Here is a 16,940-nt window from a genome sequence, read left to right as displayed (position 1 = left end):
ACGCGCTTCGCATCTACCCCCTCGTTCGCCACCAGCCAGCGCACGCCATCCACCTGGTCCGACAGGTCCTTGCCGCCCATGTGCCGGTAGATGCCGGTGCGCCACGCGGCGCCATACCCCGCCGACCCGCGGTAGTCCACGTCCAAGACGGTGATGCCGCGCGAAGCGAGTAGGTGGTTGAACATGTACTCGCGGTAGTACGTGCTCCACCCGCGGTGCGCGTTCTGGAGATAGCCGGCGCCGTGCACGAAGACGACGGCGCCGCCGTTCGCGCTCGCGCCCAGCTCGCGCGGGCGGTAGATGCGGGCGTGGACCGTGGCTCCGTCGCGCGCGGTGAAGGTCACGACCTCGGGCTTGATCCACGGCCCCATGCGGAACTCGGCCGTGGTGGACTCGGTCACGCGGCGGGCGGGGGCGCCCGCACGGTTGGGCATGAGATACAGCTCCGGCGGCTCGTTCGCGGTGGAATGCGTGACGGCGACCCACCGCCCGTCCGGCGAGACCAGCCCTTCGTTCCACCCCTCCAGCCGGTCGATGCGCGTCCGCGCGCCGCCCGCGGCCGGGACGGCGTACAGCCCGCGCTCGCCGGGATGCGTCTCGCTGGTGGTGAGCCAGAACATGCGCCGGTCCGGCGAGAGCTGCACGTCGGTCACCTCCCACGCGCCCTGCGTGAGCGCCTGCGCCTCGCCACCGGCCGCGGGGGCGGCGTACAGGTGCGCGTAGCCGCTGCGCTCGGACACGAACCACACGCGCTCGTCCGAGAGCCAGCCCGCGCTGCCGTACGCGGGGCCGCCCACCCAGGCCGCGTCGTGCAGCCGGTCCACCGTCGTTGCCTTGCCATCCGGACCGACGACGTAGAGCCAGCGGTCCTTGAAGTCGGCGGACTCGCCCATCACCAGCGCTCGGTCGGCGTCCGGCGCCCACTCCAGCGCGGTGAGCGTCATCTTGCGGTCCTTTGCCTCGGGCTGCACCCACGACACGCGGGAGGTGGCGAGCTCGACGACCGCAACGCGCTCGCCGTCCTGCACGTCGCCCACCTTGCCGCGGCCGTTCAGCGGCTCGGTGTAGCCGCTCTCGGTGACCCAGGCGGGGACGATGGTGGCCTTCTCGCCCTCCACGCTCTCGTTCACGTCCAGAAGCAGGTAGCGTCCGGACGGCGACACCTGCGCGGATGCGACCGAGGCGTTCTTGCCCAGGTAGATGGGGCGCAGCGCGGTGCGCAGCGAGTCCAGCATCTCGCGGTGCTCGCGCTCGGCGCGGCGGTCGCGGACCACGGCGAAGAGCGTGTCCTGCTGGTCGTGGAGCCAGCCGCGCTGGCCGGCGAGCGCGTCCCGCTTGGGCGCGTCGGCGCCGCGGATGTCGGTGAGCTGGCGGAGGGTGCCGCCCGCGACATCGACGGCGAAGACGTTGCCGCCGGAGAGGAAGGTGACGGTGCGCCCGTCGCGCGACAGGTGCGCCTCGCTCTCACGCGCCGGCGTCTGCGTGATGCGGTGCTCGGCGCCGCCGCGGTCGATGACGAACACGTCGCCGTTGCGCACCTCGGCCCGGCGGTCGTGTGCGCGCGACCATTCGCCGCCGGTGCGCGCGGGCGCCACGCGGGCCGCGGTGCTGTCCGCCAGCCGCTCCGGCGCGCCGCCCTGGGCCGCGACGCGGTAGACGGCGGTGGCGGTGTCGCCGGGATTGTCGCGCCGCCAGCGGAAGTAGACCCAGCGCGAGTCCGGCGACCAGCGCACCTCGTCTGGCGAGCGGCCCACGAGCAGCGGGCCGCGCATGATGCTCTCCACCGTCAGAGGGAAGCTGCTCCGAGCGGCGGCCGGGCGCGCGGCCACGGTCTGCGCGGCGGCGGCGCCCGCGAGCGCGCAGGCGGCCAGCGCGGGCGCCAGGCACCGGAAGGTCCGGCTCATTCGTGCTCCTTTGGTCTTGTCGGAAGCCGCGCCCGGCGCGAGCGGCAGGGCGGGCGGAACGGGTCAGCGGATGCGCCAAGATAGACGCCGCGCCGCCGCACCCGCAAACGGCGGGAGATCCGTGCCGGCAGGCCGTCGCGTTTGGACGGGAGATACGAGGCGGATGATCGCAGCCGCCGATGCCGCGCATCCGCGGAATTGCATCCGGAGCGGCGCCGGCCGGTGGATGTGCATCTACCGAAAACGGCGAAGGGAGACGCCACGCTCGGCATCCCCCTTCGCGATTCCCCATCGATCGGCTCCCCCGCCGTCCGCCGTCGCCTCCCCCGCCGTGCATCTCCCGCATCTCCCGCATCTCCCGCATCTCCCGCATCTCCTGACGACGGTCAGATCCAGCGGCGGTGGCGGAAGTAGGCGATGAGCCCCACGCCGATGAACGCCATCAGGCCCAGCGCGAAGGCGTAGCCGTAATGCCACGCAAGCTCGGGCATGATGTGGAAGTTCATGCCGTAGATGCCCGCCACCAGCGTGATCGCCATGAGGATGATGGACCACGCCGCCATCACCCGCATGGTCACGTTGAGCTGGTTGGACGACATGGAGAGCTGGCCCTCGAGCGCCACCGAGAGCAGGTCGCGCAGGGTGTCGATCTCCTCCACCACGCGCATGGCGTGGTCGTGCACGTCCTGGAAGTACAGCGACAGCTCGGTGCCCAGGAAGCCCACGTCGCGCCGCAGCAGCGTGCCCAGAAGGTCGCGCTCCGGGCCCACCACCTTGCGGAACAGCGTCAGTTCGCGCCGCAGCCCCAGGATGTGCTTCATGTTGGCGTTCTGCGCCGCGAACACGCCCGCCTCCACCTCGTCCACCCGCTCGGCGAAGTGGTCGAGCATGGGGAAGTAGTCGTCGACGATGGCGTCGATGAGCGCGTGGGCCACCGCGCCGGACGTGCGCAGCTCGTGCGGCGAGCTGCGCCAGCGGGCCAGCACCTCGCGCAGCTCGGGGATGGGGTGGTCGTGCACCGTCACCACGTAGTGCCGCCCCACGAACAGGTGCACCTCGTGCAGGGCGATGCGCTTGCGGTCGCCGTTCAGGTGCGCCGTGTACAGCACCATGAAGTAGTAGCCGGGGTAGCGGTCCAGCTTGGGGCGCTGCCGGCCGCGCAGGCAGTCCTCCACCGCCAGCGGGTGGAAGCGCAGCTCGTCGCGCAGGAAGGCCGCCTCGTCGTCGCCCGGCCGCTCCACGTCGATCCACACCAGCGGCACGTTGGCGTGCTCCGGCGGCTCCGGCTCCGGCCCGGGGCGCGCGTCGGCGTCGGGGTCGGCGCTCTCGGCCCAGGCAGCGGTGCCGGCGCCCACGCCTCCCGGCGGCACGTGCTTGGCGGGCGGGTGCAGCGCGTTGCCCGCGTGGAAGATGCGCAGCGCCTCCGGCAGCGCCACCGAGTGGCAGCCGGCCCCCGTCTCCGCGTAGCTGCGGATTCGGGCCCCGGCCGTCTCGCCGCCCGCCTCGAAGTGCTCGTCGGCCGGAAGCTCAGCGCGCACGGCGGCGCTCGTACGACGGGATGGTGTTGCTGAAGAACGCCACCACGATCTCCAGCAGCCCCACGATCAGGTGCGGCCTGCACACCTGCTGGTCGAAGCCGAAGATCCACGGCGACGCGGCCAGGAAGGCGCCGCCCACCGCGTCCAGCCACAGGTGCGCCGGCATCGCGATCTTCCGCACCGCGCCCAGCTCGTAGTCGGTGAGCAGGCTGTACGCGATGACGGCGGCGCCCAGCCCCACGGGAACCCACTGCTCGGGCCCCCCGCGCCCGAAGTGGAGAACGAACGGCGCGGCGATGAGCAGCAGCCCCACCAGGTAGTCGAGCACGCCGTGCAGCCGCGTGGACAGGAATCGCATGGGTTCTATCCTCGGTGTGTTGCGGTTGGCGTGTGGATGACGGGCCTTCGGCCTCGCTCCCGCGGAGGCGAGGAAACGCCCGCGCTTTCGCAAGCGCCGCGCCTTCCATCGTCCCGTCGCGCCCGGAGAAGGTAGGCCCATGGCGCGGCGGCGCAACGTCGCTCGCGGATTCGCCGCGCGACGAGATGGCCAGGGGGTGATCGGTAGATGCGATGCGGGACGCGCCCACGTCTCCCCCGCGCACCTTGCCCGGCATGCGCGGGCCGGGCAACTTCCGCGGATGCGCAGCGTCGAAAGCCGCGCCCTCTCTCGTTCAGCGTTGATTGCTGAGCGCCCGAAACGCTCACCGGACGGAAGATGCGCACTCGCTTTTTCGCCGCCACCGCGCTAGTCCTCTCGTGCGGCGCGCCTCGAATCTCACTTGCGCAGCAGGTCGCCACGCGCGCTGTGGACGTGCGGACGCTCCCGCGCGAGGTCGCGCACGCCGGCCGCGTGGTGGCCGCGCGCCGGTGGACCGACCGGACGGGCGAGAACGTGGTGCTGCTAACGCAGTCCGGGCCGCTGCCCGTGCCGCAGAAGGTGTGCGCGAAGGAGACCGGCTCGCTCTCCGACCCGTGCAGGCGGGGCGAAGTGTACGCGTACCACTACCGCCGGCGCGGCGCGGGCCGGTACACGCTGCTGTGGCGCACGTTCGACTCCAGCCCGCCTGCGACTTCGACCTCACGGCGGGCTTCGAGCCCGGCAGCCTGGCCGTCACCGACCTGGACCGCGACGGTGTGGCGGAGACGTCGTTCCTGTACGTCCTGGCGTGCCGCAGCGACGTGAGCCCTGCCGTCCTCAAGCTCATCATGCACGAAGGGGCCGCGAAGTACGCCATCCGCGGCACCACGCGGCCCAAGGGCGCCGGCGCAGGCGGCGAGATGAGGCCGGACGCCGCCTTCCGCACGGCCCCGGCCGCCTTCCTGGCCTTTGCCCGGCACCAGTGGGCCCGCTTCGTCCCCGAAGACCACTTCATGCAGACGTAAGGGGCGACAACGGAGGGCGCGCGACTCGACGAACCCACGTGGAGGATGGTATGCCCGAATCACACCGCACTCTCGGCCGCGTGTCCGCGGACGGTTCGCTGACGCTCCGCGACCTGCCGTTTCCCGCCGGCACGACCGTCGAGGTCGTGCTACGTCAGGCGTCGGAAGCGACGGATGCCGTCGATGACCGGCTTCGTGGCCAGGTGATCACGTACGCCGACCCGATGGAGCCCGTTGCGGAAGGGGAGTGGGAGGTCCTGAAGGACAGATGATGGCGGGCGGTCCCGCTATCGCCACGCCTCCAACCGCCCGGCCATCTCCACCCGCGGCGCGACGTCGGGGTGCAGCCAGGCGGCGAGCAGCTCCACGCCGTCCACCACGCGCGGGCCGGAGCGGCTGAAGTACGCGCTGTGGCCCACCGCCGCGTGCCCGGCGTCGATCGTCCCACCCGCAAACGCGCGGAGACGTTCGCGCACTCGGTCTGCGTCGGCGCGCGCGGCGTCCATCGCGTAGCCGCAGGGAACGAGCAGCAGCCGGTCGTGCGCGAGCGCATCCACCGCCGCCCACGGCACCTCTACCGAGTGCCCGCCGGAATCTCGCAGGAGACAGTCGCCGCCCGCCATCTCGATCATCTCCGGGATCCAGTGGCCGGGCGCGAACGGCGGGTCCAGCCACTCCAGCGCCAGCACGCGCGGCCGCACCCGGCCGGCGACGGCGGACGCCACGCGCTCCAAGCGCCCGCGCAGCCGCGCCTCCGCCTGTGCCCCGCGCGCCAGCTCGCCCGCCGCGTCCGCCACCTGCCGCACCGTCGCCAGGATCTCCGCCAGGGTGTGCGCGTCCAGCGAGAGCACGCGCGCAGGCACCGGCATCCGCGCGACGGCTTCGTGCACGGACGCGGTCGGCACCGCGCAGACCTCGCACACGGCCTGGGTGAGCACCAGGTCCGGCTTCAGCTCCGCCAGCAGCGCCGTGTCGATCTCGTACACGCTGCCGAACTCCGCCATGCAGCGGCGAACCTCCGCGTCGATCTCGCCGCTGGTGAGGCCGGCGGGGTCGAAGCGAACTCGGCTCAGCCGGGGCAGGTGCAGCGCCTCCGGCGGCCAGTCGCACTCGTGCGAGATGCCGACCAGGCTGTCCTGCAGCCCCAGCTCGTACACGATCTCCGTGGCGCTCGAAAGCAGCGACGCGATGCGCAACCCGCCTCCTCCGTGACGTTCGTTCGGCCCCCGCGGACACGCCGGAGCAGGCGGACAAAGTGCCGCCCCGCGCCACGCCGGCGCAACCGCACGGGCACCGCTCCACATCTCCCGAGCACGCTTGTCCAGCGCCTGCCGACCGTCTACCTTTTCGGCGCCGCGCCCACCCTGCCCCGCCTTCCGGAGACCCCCCCGATGCACATCGTCCGCGAGCCCCGCGTCACCGTGATCGCGCGCCAGCAGTTCACGCCGCCCGAGCACATCCGCTGGCAGAGCGACAGCGACGTGGCGGGCGAGGCCGTGGCCGAGTTCGCGGGCCGCCTCTGCTACCTGTCGTTCGGCGAGGAGGCGGGGCTGGAAGGCGGCCACAAATCCATCCCCGGCCGCACCACCAACGAGTCGTACCTCGCCAACATCCTGCAGGTCAAGCACGGCAGCGTACTGGAGCATGCCGTGTGGACGCTGCTGCTGGAGGGCGTCAGCCGCTCGCTCACGCACGAGCTGGTGCGGCACCGCGCGGGCTTCGGCTTCTCGCAGCTCAGCCAGCGCTACGTGGACGAGTCCGACATCGCCTTCGTGCTCCCGCCGGAGATCGACGAAGACTCGCCGTCGTTCGCCATCTGGGCCGGCGCGTGCGAGAGCAGCCTCCAGGCGTATCGCGACCTGCTGGCCGCCGTCACCGGCCAGGTGGGCGACGACGGGCCCGCCACCATGCGGAAGAAGCGCGCGCGCCAGGCCGCCCGCGCCGTGCTGCCCAACTGCGCCGAGACCAAGATCGTCGTCACCGGCAATGCCCGCGCCTGGCGCCACTTCGCCGAGATGCGCGGCAGCGGCGCCGCCGACGTGGAGATCCGCCGCCTGGCCGCCGCCGTGCTCACCGTCATGCGCGGCGAATCGCCCCACATCTTCGGCGACATGCACCTCGTGCCCCACTCCGACGGGACGCAGACGGTCGAGACGGCCAACAGCAAGGTCTGACCTCGGGAGATTCGGGAGATGGATCGCCGGCGGGAGATAGGGCCAGATCGATGAGACTGGCAGCCGTAGATGCGGGACGTGAGGCCGGCCGTGTATGCGGGACGAGTGGTGGATGCGCGACGGTCCCGCAGATGGCGCGGATGCGCGTTGGACCGAAGATGCAGGCCGGTTCGGCAGATCGGCAGCACCGCCGGGTTCCCCGCCGATGTGATGGCACGACGAAGAGGGGCGGCCCCGTCGCGGAGCCGCCCCTCTTCTGTTGCTTGTCTCGATCCGGCCGGACGGCCGCGGGCGTCAGCTCGCGGGCGGCGTAGCGGGCATGGTGCCGGCGGGCGCGGCCGGAGCCTGCGCCGCGGTCCCCGCGGGAGCCGCAGCCGGCGCGGCGGTGGCCGTCGCCGACGCGGCGGGTGCCGCGGGCGTCGGGTTGAAGACCAGCGAGCGGATCTTCCAGCCGCCGCGGCCGTTGCCCTTCATCACCAGCGTGTAGGTGCCGCTCACGGGCACGCTGGCCTCGCCGCTGGTGTCCTCGTAGTAGAACTCGCCCGAGGTGAAGGCCAGGCTCGTGCTCACGTCGCTGTCCACGAGGCTGAGCTGGATGCCGCCGGCGTGCGGAAGCACCCGTGCCAGGCCCTGCTCGATCGCCTTGTGGCCGTGAAGGGCGGCCTGCTCGGGGAGCACCAGCACGGCGTTGTCGGTGTAGAGGTCGGCCACGCTACGGGCGTTGTGCTGCTGCCACCCCGCGCGCAGGCCCTCCACCAGGTTGTTAACCTCGCGCAGCGTGGTCGAGCGGAACTCGCGGTCCATGCCCGCGTAGTCGGGCGAGGCGCCCGGAAGCATCTGCGCATGCGCGGCAGAGGTGCAGATCCCGGCGGCGAGCACCGCGGGAAGCAGAACGCGAGAGAGAATCTTCAAGGGGGTGTCCTCGTCGTCATGGGGGGAGGCACGGCGAACCGGCCGCGCGAATCAATCTACCGCAAATCGCTGCGGCGCACAAGCTTACAGAAGATGGACAGAACTGCGGGGCCGGCGTGGGGTTTTCATTCGGAGCCAATATTAACGGCAACGCCGCGTTAGGACCAGCCCCTTGGTAACGCCTCGCCGGCGCCCGCGTCATCACGGCGGCCACGCTCCGCCGCAGGCCCCCGCGCCCGAGTGCGTGGCGATATACAGACGCCCCGCCCGAAACGTTGGCGGCGTCCACGGCTGCCGGTTCGCACACGGCAGGACGCGCCCACTCTCCTTGACACGTGACCATACGGTCACATATCATACCGCCATGTCAGACGACGAAGACCTCGTGTTCAAGGCGCTGGCCGACCCCACGCGGCGGTTCCTCCTGGACCGCCTCTTCGTGCGGGACGGGCGCACGCTCACGGAGTTGGAATCGGAGCTGGAGATGACGCGGTTCGGCGTCATGAAGCACCTCCGCGTCCTGGAAGATGCGGGGCTGGTGGTGACGCGCCGGGCAGGGCGCGAGAAGCTCCACTACCTCAACGTCGTTCCCATCCGGCTCATCCACGACCGGTGGATCGACAAGTTCGCCGAGCGCCGCGTGTCGGCGCTCACCGACCTCAAGCGCCGACTGGAAGAGGAAACCGCATGACGACCAGCGCAGCAGCGGACACCGGCACCACGCAGGTCTACCGCGTCTTCATCCGTGCCACACCGCAGGCGATCTGGGACGCGATCACCACGCCCGAATGGACGCAGCGCTTCGGCTACGGCCTGCGCGACGAGTTCGAGCTGCGTCCCGGCGGCAAGTACCGCGGCTACGCCAACGCGGGCATGCTCGCCATGGGCATGCCCGAGGTCGCAGTCGATGGCGAGGTCATCGAGGCCGACCCGCCGCGCAGGCTGGTCATCACCTGGCGCATGGCGATGGACCCGCGCATGGCCGCCGAGGGCTTCACGCGCCTCACGTACGAGATCGACGAGGGCAAGGGCGGCGTCAGCCGGCTCAGCGTGGTCCACGACCTGGCCGGCACGCCCGGGCACGCGGAGATGGTCGCCGGCGTCCTGCAGGGTCCCGGCGCGGGCGGCGGCTGGACGTGGATCCTCAGCGACCTCAAGTCGCTGCTGGAGAGCGGCGAGCCGATGTCCACGTACCACGGCGAATGGTGAGCGCGTAGCGCCGCCACGAAGCTCGACCGGCGACGGTGGTCACGAGCCACCGTCGCCGCGGGTGCGAGATGTCGATGCGCCCGCTGCTTCACATATCTCCCCTGACCGAGGCTTACCGCATGAAGAACCTGTTCGACCCTGTCGCAGTGGATGAAGTGAAGAACCGTCTGACGCAGCTCCGGCCGGACAGCGTGCGCCAGTGGGGAACGATGAGCCCCGCGCAGGCGCTCGCCCACTGCGCCGCGGGGATGGAGATGGCGACGGGCGAGATCCGTCCGCCGCGAGCGCTGGCGGGCCGCATCTTCGGAAGGCTGATCAAGCGGCTGGCGCTCGGCGACGAGAAGCCCATGCGCCGAAACACGCCGACGGTGGACGGCATGGTCGTAGCGAACGAGCGCGACCTCAACGCCGAGCGAGCACGCCTGTCCGCGCTCATCGACAAGTTCGCCGCGGGCGGCCCGGCCGGATGCACCACGCATCCCCACGCCTTCTTCGGCCGGCTCACTCCGCAGGAATGGTCGGTGCTGATGTACAAGCACCTCGACCACCACCTCCGCCAGTTCGGGGCGTAGATCGCTGGGCCCGTCCTATCTACCAGTTCCAGAGAAACGCCTTCTCGTGGATGAGCCCGCACCGGATATCCGATGCGGGCTCGTTCTTCGTCGCAGTCCCCGCGCGCTTCGCACCTTCTGCTATCCCTCCGCCCGGCCGCTCTTCCACACGGGTAGGCAGCAGATCATCCCCACGATCAGCGCCACCCACCCGCTTCCGAGGAGCAGGAACCAGAGCAGCATCGCGGCGCGCGCGGGGGCAGGGCTAGCTTCTACGGTAGCTGCTACCGCCTCCATCGCCGCGATGATCTGAAACGCCGCCAGGATGCCCAGCAGGATCGACGTGCGGACGAAATAGCTCCGCCGCCTGACGATCCCCACGAGCGTCGCGATCGACGCCGCGATGAACGCGCCGAGCACGACCGCGTTCCACGCTTCCCGCGCGGTCATGTCCACAGGCAGTCCCATCAACAGGTAGAACGTGACGAGCGCCGCCCAAGCGTAGCACAAGCACGCGAAGCGCAGGCGCCACGGCAGCGGGGAGCGGGTGGCAGAATCGGCCGACGTGGCATCCGGCGAGGCAGTGTGCATGGTCGAGAGCGAGAACGATGGATGTTTGGGCTGGGTGACGGAGAATGGCGAGACAAGCGGCATCGAACAACGTTCCGAGGCGGCGCGCCGTGATAGCGAGCATCCGTTTTTCTCGATCCGAGAGAAGCACATGTCGCAGCGTCGGATACGCCAGGGCATGCTCGCGCCCCGCCGCCGCGCGGCGGAACGATGCCCGGTGGGCGGTTTACGTAGGCACGCCACGGCGGCGTAACAACGTCGCGCGTTACGGTGAATCGGCTTGACAGCGTGGCGGCGGCGGGATAGCTTCCCGGCCGCCGAACGAGCGTTCGACCGGTTCGGCATGGAACGAGCAAGATGCGCCTCGATCACGCGGCACGCTGCTCGCGCGGGCAGGACGAGAACGACCCGGCACGGCCGCCCGGCACAAACCGGACGGCCGCGCTCGCGATGGCTTTGCGGCACACGACCAAACCCGACCCGGAGACCCGCGGATGGCCCGCTACACCGACGAAGAGCTGAAGGAGAAGGTCCACGCCGGCTTCATCGTCGAATATCCCGACGAGATGACGCAGGGCTACAAGGACGCCCTGATCGTGCAGCTGCTGGTGCAGGCCGACACCGAGCTGGTCTCGGCGCCGGCGTACTTCGGCGCGGCCAAGGACGCGCCCAGCACCAACACCATGGTGAGCGCCACCGCCATCATCCAGGACGAGCTGGCCCACGCCAACATCGCGTACCGGCTGCTCGAAGACCTGGGGATGGACAAGGAGCAGCTCGTGTACGGGCGGCAGCCGCACGAGTTCAAGCACCCGTACGGCTTCGACCATCCGCTGGAGAACTGGGCGGAGCTGGTGGTCGCCAACGGCCTGTACGACCGCGCCGGCATCACCCTGCTGGGCGACGTCTATAAAAATACCAGCTACGGCCCGCTCAAGCGCGCGCTCGTGAAGGTCGACCAGGAGGAGACCTTCCACCTGCGCCACGGCGAGATGTGGATGAAGCGCCTCTCGGGCGCGGGCGGCGAGGCCAGGGAGAAGATCCAGCGCGCGGTGGACTGGATGTTCCCCATGGCCGTGGAGTGGTTCGGCCTGCCGGACGACATGAAGCGCCACTCGGGCCAGCTCGACTACAAGCTCAAGGGCCTCACCAACGACCAGCTTCGCCAGACGTGGATGAAGAGCACGGTGCCGCTGTGCGAGAGCATCGGCATCGACGTGCCGGCGCACTGGGACGAGGCGCAGGGCGAGTTCGTGCTCGACTTCCCCTTCCCTTGCCAGTACGACGAGGACGAGAAGCGCTGGCTCTTCGGCGAGGGCCAGATCTCGTGGAAGCAGGTGTTCGAGCGCTGGAAGGGGCGCGGGCCCGCCAACAAGCAGTTCGTGGAGAGCATCCAGGAGGGCCGCGCCTTCCGTGGCGTGCTGGAGGCGGCGGCCTGATGGGCCTCGCCTGCTCCTCGAACCCCTACGCCGGCGGCGGGGCCGCGCTGCTCGACGCGCCGGACGAGACCGCGGCCTACCCGGTCGCGCCCGAGCTTCGCACCGGGCCGCTGTGGGACGCGCTGCGCGAGGTCATGGACCCGGAGATCCCCATCTCCCTCGTGGACCTGGGCCTCATCTACGACGTGCGCGAGGAAGACGGGACGGTTACGGTGGACTTGACGTTCACCGCGACCGCCTGCCCGTGCATGGCGTTCATCCACTTCGACATCGAAGACCGGCTGAAGCGCGAGCCCGGCGTCGAGGTGGTGCGCGTCAACGAGGTGTGGAGCCCCGCCTGGACCAAGGCCCGCATCTCTCCCGAAGGCCGCCAGCTCCTGAAGACCATGGGCGTGTCGATGTAGATGCGGATCGTCTCCGCATATGGAGGCGTGCCGTCCGAAGGGCCCAGCGCGGCGCGCGTCCAACCGGCGGCGCCGCGTCCGACGCAAGCAACGATTCTGACGGACGGGAGATGCGCCCCGGCACCGCTCCCGCCTTTCCGGCCGCCCGCGCGGCGGCCCAACACCCGAGCAGACGCAGATGAGAGAGCCCGTATACGAGGTCTTCGCCCGCAAGACGCGCGAGGAGCCGCTGCGCCACATCGGCTACGTGAACGCCATGGACGGCGACCTGGCCCGCGTCTACGCCTGGAAGACATACGACGAGCAGAACTGGACGGAGATGTGCGTCGTCCCGCGCTCCGCCATCCTGCCCGTAGACCCCACGGAGAGCTCGTTCATGGGCGGCGTGTCCGGCGTGTCCGAAGACGACATCGTGCACATGCAGGGCGCCGGCAGCTATGGCGGCTCCGAGGTCGCCGTGGAGGCGCGCCGATGAGCGCCATCGACACCGAAGCCCGCGCCGACAAGGCCGAGCAGCTCTCGCCAGAAGCCCGCGCCGCGCTCGCCGACCTGATCCTGGTGCTGGCCGACACAAAGCGCGTGCTGGGCCTGCGCTACAGCGACCGCATGCTGGGCGCCCCCACCCTCGAGGCCGGCATCGCCGCTTCGTCGATGGCACAGGACGAGTGGGGCCACGGCCGCCTCACCTACGCGCTGCTGGGCGCGTTCGGGCACGAGCCCAAGGCGCTGGAGCACGACCGGCCGGGCGCGCAGTACCGCAGCATGCCCGCGCTGGACCGCGGCTTCGGCTCGTGGAGCGAGATGATCGCCGCGTCGCTGGTGCTGGACACGGCGGTGACTGTGCAGTACGGCGCGCTGGTGGGCAGCCGGTACGCGCCGGCGCAGAACCGCGTGCAGAAGATGCTGGACGAGGAAGGCTTCCACTTCCAGTACGCCGCCGGCTGGACGCGCCGCATCGCCCCGGTGGCGGCGGTGCGCGGCGAGTTGGCGGCCGCGGTCGCCGCGTATCTCCCGTTCGCGCTCCAGTGGCTGGGCCGCGAGGACGCGGCCTCCACGCGCGCGCTGGTGGACGAGGGCCTGGTGCGCGAGGGGCCGGACGCCCTGCGCGCCCGCCTGCTGCGCCGCATCGGTGCCGTGCTCGCCAGCGTGGGGATGGCGGAGGAAGTCGGCCTCACCGGCTCGGCCGACGGGGGATGGACGTTCGGCGGTGGCGCGGAGTGGGCGGGCTGGAGCGACGCCACCCGCCGCTCCGGCGGCGAGCTGGACGAAGCCACCGCGGCCCGCGCGCGCGGCGACAAGAACCGCGCGATGCTGCTGGAGTGATGCCCATCCCGCGTGAGCCGGACGACGAAGTGCCGGATACGCTGCCGGAATCCGCGCCCTGCCCTTTCTGCGACGGCATGGACACGCGCCTGCTGAACCCGTTCGGCGGCCAGCTCTCCGTAGCGCAGTACTGGTGCAATGCGTGTCGCACCGGGTTCGAGTACATCAAGTGGGAAGGCCCGGAAGGCGCGGGCGAGTAGGCAGCAGGCCGGACTCGGTGAGTCCGGACGAAAGACGAAAACGCGAACGGGGGTGCCGAGCTTCATCGGCACCCCCGTTCGCGTTTCGCACACCCCGAGTGCGCAATTTGTTTACAGACATGCCCAGGAATTCCTCGGGAGAAGACCGCAACCGGATTTCCATCAGCGACTTACCCGTTCGGCGCCGGATTTTTATACACCCCTGGACAAAACTGGACGGTGTGGATACATTGATCTTCACACAGCGTGAAGACCTTAAATGCACGGCCCAACCGTGCTATTCACATCGCGAGACGTCGATTGTTCAAACGTCCACGCTATGCAGGCTGTGCTTATCGTCGAGATTGTTCCACCTGCATGATTTCGGCATTAATCGGCGGGAAATATCTCTCAGACTTGCGTTCCGGTGCGCACGAAACGTCGTGGCACCCCCATGGCCAGACCGGCCCAACAACCACTCCCAAGGAGAACTCCCATGGTCACGAAGAAATACGGCATCCTGGCTTCCGTGGTGGACGAGATGCTCGCTGGCCGCGACGACGTGGCGCGGCGGCTCCTCTCCGCGCTGGTCGACAGCTTCGACCAGGCGGGCGCCACGCCCGAGGACGTCCAGTACTACATCTTCGCCTCCGCGCTGTCGCGGCGGCTGGCGTGGGAGCGTTCGGGCGAGATCAACCTGTACCTCCAACAGTTCCAGCGTTCGCAGATCTCGCTCTTCAACCTGGTCGCGCAGCACCTGCCCACCGTCGGCCTGGCCGGCCGCGCGGCGAACGACGTGCTGGCGCAGCTGCTGGGCGGCCGCGGCGAGATCACGCTGCTGGACCTGGGGATCGGCACCGGTCGCCAGGAGACGGCGCTCCTCCGCCAGCTCGCCATCGAGGGCCGCCTCCCGGAGCGCCTCAACGTGATCGCCGTGGAGCCCGACGCCGGCAGCCTCGCCATCGCCGAGGCCGACATCCAGGCCATGGCGGAGGAGATCGGCCTGCCGCTGCGCTTCCTTCCCGTGCCCAAGCTGGTGGAGGACCTGGCGCCGGAAGACTGGGGCGCCTTCGCCTGGACGGGCGCGCCGCTGGTGGTGAACGCCGCCTTCGCGCTGCACCACGTGCGCAACACCGAGACGGCGCCCGCCCGCGACCAGCTCTTCCACTGGCTGCGCGGCATCGACGCCGAGGCGGTGGTTCTCTCCGAGCCCAGCTCCGACCACCTCACCGACGACTTCCGCCAGCGCTTCCTCAACTGCTGGCATCACTTCGGACAGACGTTCCGCCTCATCGACTCGCTGGAGCTTCCGGCGGCCGACGCGGGCGCCATGAAGACCTTCTTTGCCCGCGAGATCGAGGACATCCTGGGCAACCCGGACGAGCGCCGCTACGAGCGCCACCAGCCCGCCGAGGCCTGGGTGAGCCAGCTGCGCGACGCCGGCTTCACCCCCGCGCCGGACCTGTCGTTCGCCGCCGGCGGCGACTTCGACGGCGTGCGCATGGTGGCCCGCGAGGGCTACGTGGGGCTGGACTACCAGGAGGAGACGCTGGTCGCCATCCTCTGCGCCACCGCGGTCCCCACCGGCGCCGACCTCGCCCCGGTGGAGGCGCGCGCGATGGCCTGACCGCCTCGCCGAACGCAGATACCGAAGGCCCCGCCGCATTTCGCGACGGGGCCTTCGCGCGTCCGGCACCGGCGTCCACACCGTGAACATCGGTGCCATCGCTGCAAATTCTGTCCTAAGTGCCGCTCTCGCAGGAAGGTACGCACACGGGCAACCTTGACATGGCTGCCGCGAGGCGCGTTATTGTGCGCTCAAACTGCGACAGCGGATGTAGCAGAACGCGCCGTTCGCGCGCTCTGCCGCATCCATCCACCCGGGCTCCGCCCGCGTCTCCATCCAACGGACGGGGCGGGCGGCCCCGCGCGCGCCGGCCGTCCACCGTCCTCTGCCCGAGACCACACATGGAAGCACGCCTCGTCGATCCCAAAGCCACCGTGAGCGGCGGCAACATCCTCTCCATGCTGGCCGCCATGGGCCCGTTCCGGAAGCGCGGCGAACAGATCCTCGCCGAGGTGGGGATCGACGAGGTGGACGCCGAGCGCTGGTATCCGCTGCCCGCGTATGTGAAGGCGCTGGAGGCCATCGAGACGAAGATGGGGCCCAACACCCTGCTCCAGATCGGCAAGCAGATCCCCAACCACGTCATGCTGCCGCCGGGGCTCGACACCTTCGAGAAGGTGCTGGCCAGCTTCGGCATGGCGTACGACATGAACCACCGCGGCATCAGGCCCAACGCCATCACGTTCACCGTCAAGACCGACCGGCACGCGGACATCGTGTCCGGCACCGCGTACCCGTGCGACTTCGACCGCGGAGTGATCCAGGGGTTCTTCCAGAAGCTGCTGGCCACGCGGGTGAACGTGGTGCACGACACCACCGGCGGGTGCAAGAAGCAGGGTGGCGAGACGTGCATGCACCACGTGACGCTGGTCGCATAGGAGCTGCCGGCTTCGGACGACGGAGTACGGACGGCAGTGCGCCTCGGATGGGCCGCTCCGGAGCCAGTCGGCGATACTGCTGCCGCCCGTCTCCTGCGCGGAGTCGGGGAGCCTCCTCCTCCGGCGGGCCGATACTGCCTGGCCCGCCTCCGTCCGGGGTCTCCCCGCCCCGGCGGGAGCCCCGCGAAACCGCCCGCGGGTCTCCCGCCGTTCAAGGCGCGGGAACGAACCCCGGAACGACAACGGCGAGACAGCGCGCTCTCCGCCAGGATGACGACGCCGAAGCGAGGTTCCCGTCCGCTGGACGGGAACCTCGCTCGCTTTCGCGCGTACCTTGACCTCGCCGGCCGGCCCGTGCGCCGCCAGGCCCATTCGCCGCTCATGCCCGCTTCCCGCGCTCCGGCAGGACCCGCCGATGCTTCCGAACGCACGCCCGCTCGCCGCCGCGTCCCTGCTGCTCGCCCTAGCAGCGTGCGGACCCAAGCCGCTCCCGCCCGCACCCGCGCCGGTCGCCCCCGCGCCGCTCGACTCCGCCGCGCTGGACCGGATGAGCGAGACCACCGCGCGTGGCATCTTCGACGAGGGCGCGGCCCTGGCGCGCCAGGGCCGCTGGCGCGAGGCCGAGGCGCGCTACCGGCAGGCCAGCGCCACCCGCCCCGCCGAGCCCACGTATCCGGTCGCGCTCGCCGCCGCGCTCCTCTCGCAGCAGCGCGTGGCCGACGCCGCCGTGGCGTTCAAGGCGGGCATCGACGCCGAGGAAGCCGCACCGCTACCCAACCACCGCCTGCTGGCGGAGGACTACGAGCGCTACATCCAGATCCTCACCCGCGCCGGCCGCGCCGAAGACAT

The 16,940-nt window shown here is 70.6% G+C and carries 20 protein-coding genes; 14 read left to right on the top strand and 6 right to left on the bottom strand.

What is annotated here, in order from left to right:
* The 3 genes from VFE05_06365 to VFE05_06355 all read right to left on the bottom strand — a co-directional run.
* Positions 1-1,904 (bottom strand): DPP IV N-terminal domain-containing protein (locus VFE05_06365; GenBank protein ID HET6229689.1); only part of this gene is annotated, 1,904 nt, incomplete at its 3' end.
* A gap of 386 nt (positions 1,905-2,290) precedes the next feature.
* Positions 2,291-3,442 (bottom strand): magnesium/cobalt transporter CorA, encoded by a 1,152-nt coding sequence (gene corA, locus VFE05_06360; GenBank protein ID HET6229688.1) that lies wholly within the window; start codon positions 3,440-3,442, stop codon positions 2,291-2,293.
* Positions 3,432-3,800: an SPW repeat protein gene (locus VFE05_06355; protein ID HET6229687.1), complete on the bottom strand. Its 369-nt coding sequence runs from the start codon at positions 3,798-3,800 to the stop codon at positions 3,432-3,434. The genes corA and VFE05_06355 overlap by 11 nt, the downstream gene beginning before the upstream one ends.
* Positions 3,801-4,480: 680 nt before the next feature.
* Here VFE05_06355 and VFE05_06350 point away from each other — a divergent pair.
* Both VFE05_06350 and VFE05_06345 read left to right on the top strand, forming a co-directional pair.
* Positions 4,481-4,825: a hypothetical protein gene (locus VFE05_06350; GenBank protein ID HET6229686.1), complete on the top strand. Its 345-nt coding sequence runs from the start codon at positions 4,481-4,483 to the stop codon at positions 4,823-4,825.
* Between the two features lie 50 nt (positions 4,826-4,875).
* Complete coding sequence (locus VFE05_06345; protein ID HET6229685.1) at positions 4,876-5,097, top strand: hypothetical protein; 222 nt, start codon at positions 4,876-4,878, stop codon at positions 5,095-5,097.
* Between the two features lie 15 nt (positions 5,098-5,112).
* Here VFE05_06345 and VFE05_06340 read toward each other — a convergent pair whose 3' ends face one another.
* A complete protein-coding gene (locus VFE05_06340; protein ID HET6229684.1) occupies positions 5,113-6,021 on the bottom strand; it encodes an ABC transporter substrate-binding protein in 909 nt (302 codons plus the stop codon).
* A gap of 195 nt (positions 6,022-6,216) precedes the next feature.
* Here VFE05_06340 and thyX point away from each other — a divergent pair, with 195 nt between their 5' ends.
* The gene (gene thyX / locus VFE05_06335) at positions 6,217-6,999 is read left to right on the top strand and encodes an FAD-dependent thymidylate synthase (GenBank protein ID HET6229683.1); all 783 of its coding nucleotides are present in this window, start codon (positions 6,217-6,219) and stop codon (positions 6,997-6,999) included.
* Positions 7,000-7,293: 294 nt separating this feature from the next.
* On the opposite strand, the gene VFE05_06330 is transcribed toward thyX, so the two are convergent.
* A complete protein-coding gene (locus tag VFE05_06330) occupies positions 7,294-7,911 on the bottom strand; it encodes a nuclear transport factor 2 family protein (protein HET6229682.1) in 618 nt (205 codons plus the stop codon).
* Positions 7,912-8,275: 364 nt separating this feature from the next.
* On the opposite strand from VFE05_06330, the gene VFE05_06325 reads away from it, so the two are divergent.
* The 3 genes from VFE05_06325 (at position 8,276) to VFE05_06315 (ending at position 9,692) form a co-directional block, all read left to right on the top strand.
* The gene (locus VFE05_06325; GenBank protein HET6229681.1) at positions 8,276-8,602 is read left to right on the top strand and encodes a metalloregulator ArsR/SmtB family transcription factor; all 327 of its coding nucleotides are present in this window, start codon (positions 8,276-8,278) and stop codon (positions 8,600-8,602) included.
* Positions 8,599-9,120 (top strand): SRPBCC family protein, encoded by a 522-nt coding sequence (locus tag VFE05_06320; GenBank protein ID HET6229680.1) that lies wholly within the window; start codon positions 8,599-8,601, stop codon positions 9,118-9,120. The genes VFE05_06325 and VFE05_06320 overlap by 4 nt, the downstream gene beginning before the upstream one ends.
* A gap of 119 nt (positions 9,121-9,239) precedes the next feature.
* Positions 9,240-9,692 carry a DUF1569 domain-containing protein gene (locus tag VFE05_06315; GenBank protein ID HET6229679.1) on the top strand — a complete coding sequence of 151 codons (453 nt, stop codon included), beginning with the start codon at positions 9,240-9,242 and terminating at the stop codon, positions 9,690-9,692.
* Between the two features lie 120 nt (positions 9,693-9,812).
* On the opposite strand, the gene VFE05_06310 is transcribed toward VFE05_06315, so the two are convergent.
* Complete coding sequence (locus VFE05_06310; protein ID HET6229678.1) at positions 9,813-10,325, bottom strand: hypothetical protein; 513 nt, start codon at positions 10,323-10,325, stop codon at positions 9,813-9,815.
* Between the two features lie 410 nt (positions 10,326-10,735).
* On the opposite strand from VFE05_06310, the gene VFE05_06305 reads away from it, so the two are divergent.
* From VFE05_06305 to VFE05_06270, 8 genes are all read left to right on the top strand, one after another.
* Positions 10,736-11,680 carry a Phenylacetic acid catabolic protein gene (locus tag VFE05_06305; GenBank protein ID HET6229677.1) on the top strand — a complete coding sequence of 315 codons (945 nt, stop codon included), beginning with the start codon at positions 10,736-10,738 and terminating at the stop codon, positions 11,678-11,680.
* Entirely contained in the window at positions 11,680-12,084 is a 405-nt protein-coding gene (locus VFE05_06300; protein ID HET6229676.1) for a metal-sulfur cluster assembly factor, read from the top strand. Before VFE05_06305 ends, VFE05_06300 begins: the two co-directional genes overlap by 1 nt.
* 178 nt (positions 12,085-12,262) lie before the next feature.
* Positions 12,263-12,559 carry a hypothetical protein gene (locus tag VFE05_06295; protein HET6229675.1) on the top strand — a complete coding sequence of 99 codons (297 nt, stop codon included), beginning with the start codon at positions 12,263-12,265 and terminating at the stop codon, positions 12,557-12,559.
* Positions 12,556-13,407: a Phenylacetic acid catabolic protein gene (locus tag VFE05_06290; protein HET6229674.1), complete on the top strand. Its 852-nt coding sequence runs from the start codon at positions 12,556-12,558 to the stop codon at positions 13,405-13,407. The genes VFE05_06295 and VFE05_06290 overlap by 4 nt, the downstream gene beginning before the upstream one ends.
* Positions 13,407-13,607, top strand: a complete 201-nt coding sequence (locus tag VFE05_06285; protein HET6229673.1) for a hypothetical protein — start codon at positions 13,407-13,409, stop codon at positions 13,605-13,607. The genes VFE05_06290 and VFE05_06285 overlap by 1 nt, the downstream gene beginning before the upstream one ends.
* 475 nt (positions 13,608-14,082) lie before the next feature.
* Positions 14,083-15,213: a GRAS family protein gene (locus tag VFE05_06280; protein HET6229672.1), complete on the top strand. Its 1,131-nt coding sequence runs from the start codon at positions 14,083-14,085 to the stop codon at positions 15,211-15,213.
* Between the two features lie 341 nt (positions 15,214-15,554).
* Complete coding sequence (locus tag VFE05_06275) at positions 15,555-16,091, top strand: hypothetical protein (protein HET6229671.1); 537 nt, start codon at positions 15,555-15,557, stop codon at positions 16,089-16,091.
* 415 nt (positions 16,092-16,506) lie between these two features.
* The coding region (locus VFE05_06270; protein HET6229670.1) for a hypothetical protein at positions 16,507-16,940 on the top strand (434 nt) is incomplete at its 3' end.

The organism is Longimicrobiaceae bacterium, assembly GCA_035696245.1.
Lineage (GTDB): Bacteria > Gemmatimonadota > Gemmatimonadetes > Longimicrobiales > Longimicrobiaceae > DASRQW01.
This window is presented reverse-complemented; position numbering and strand designations above follow the sequence as displayed.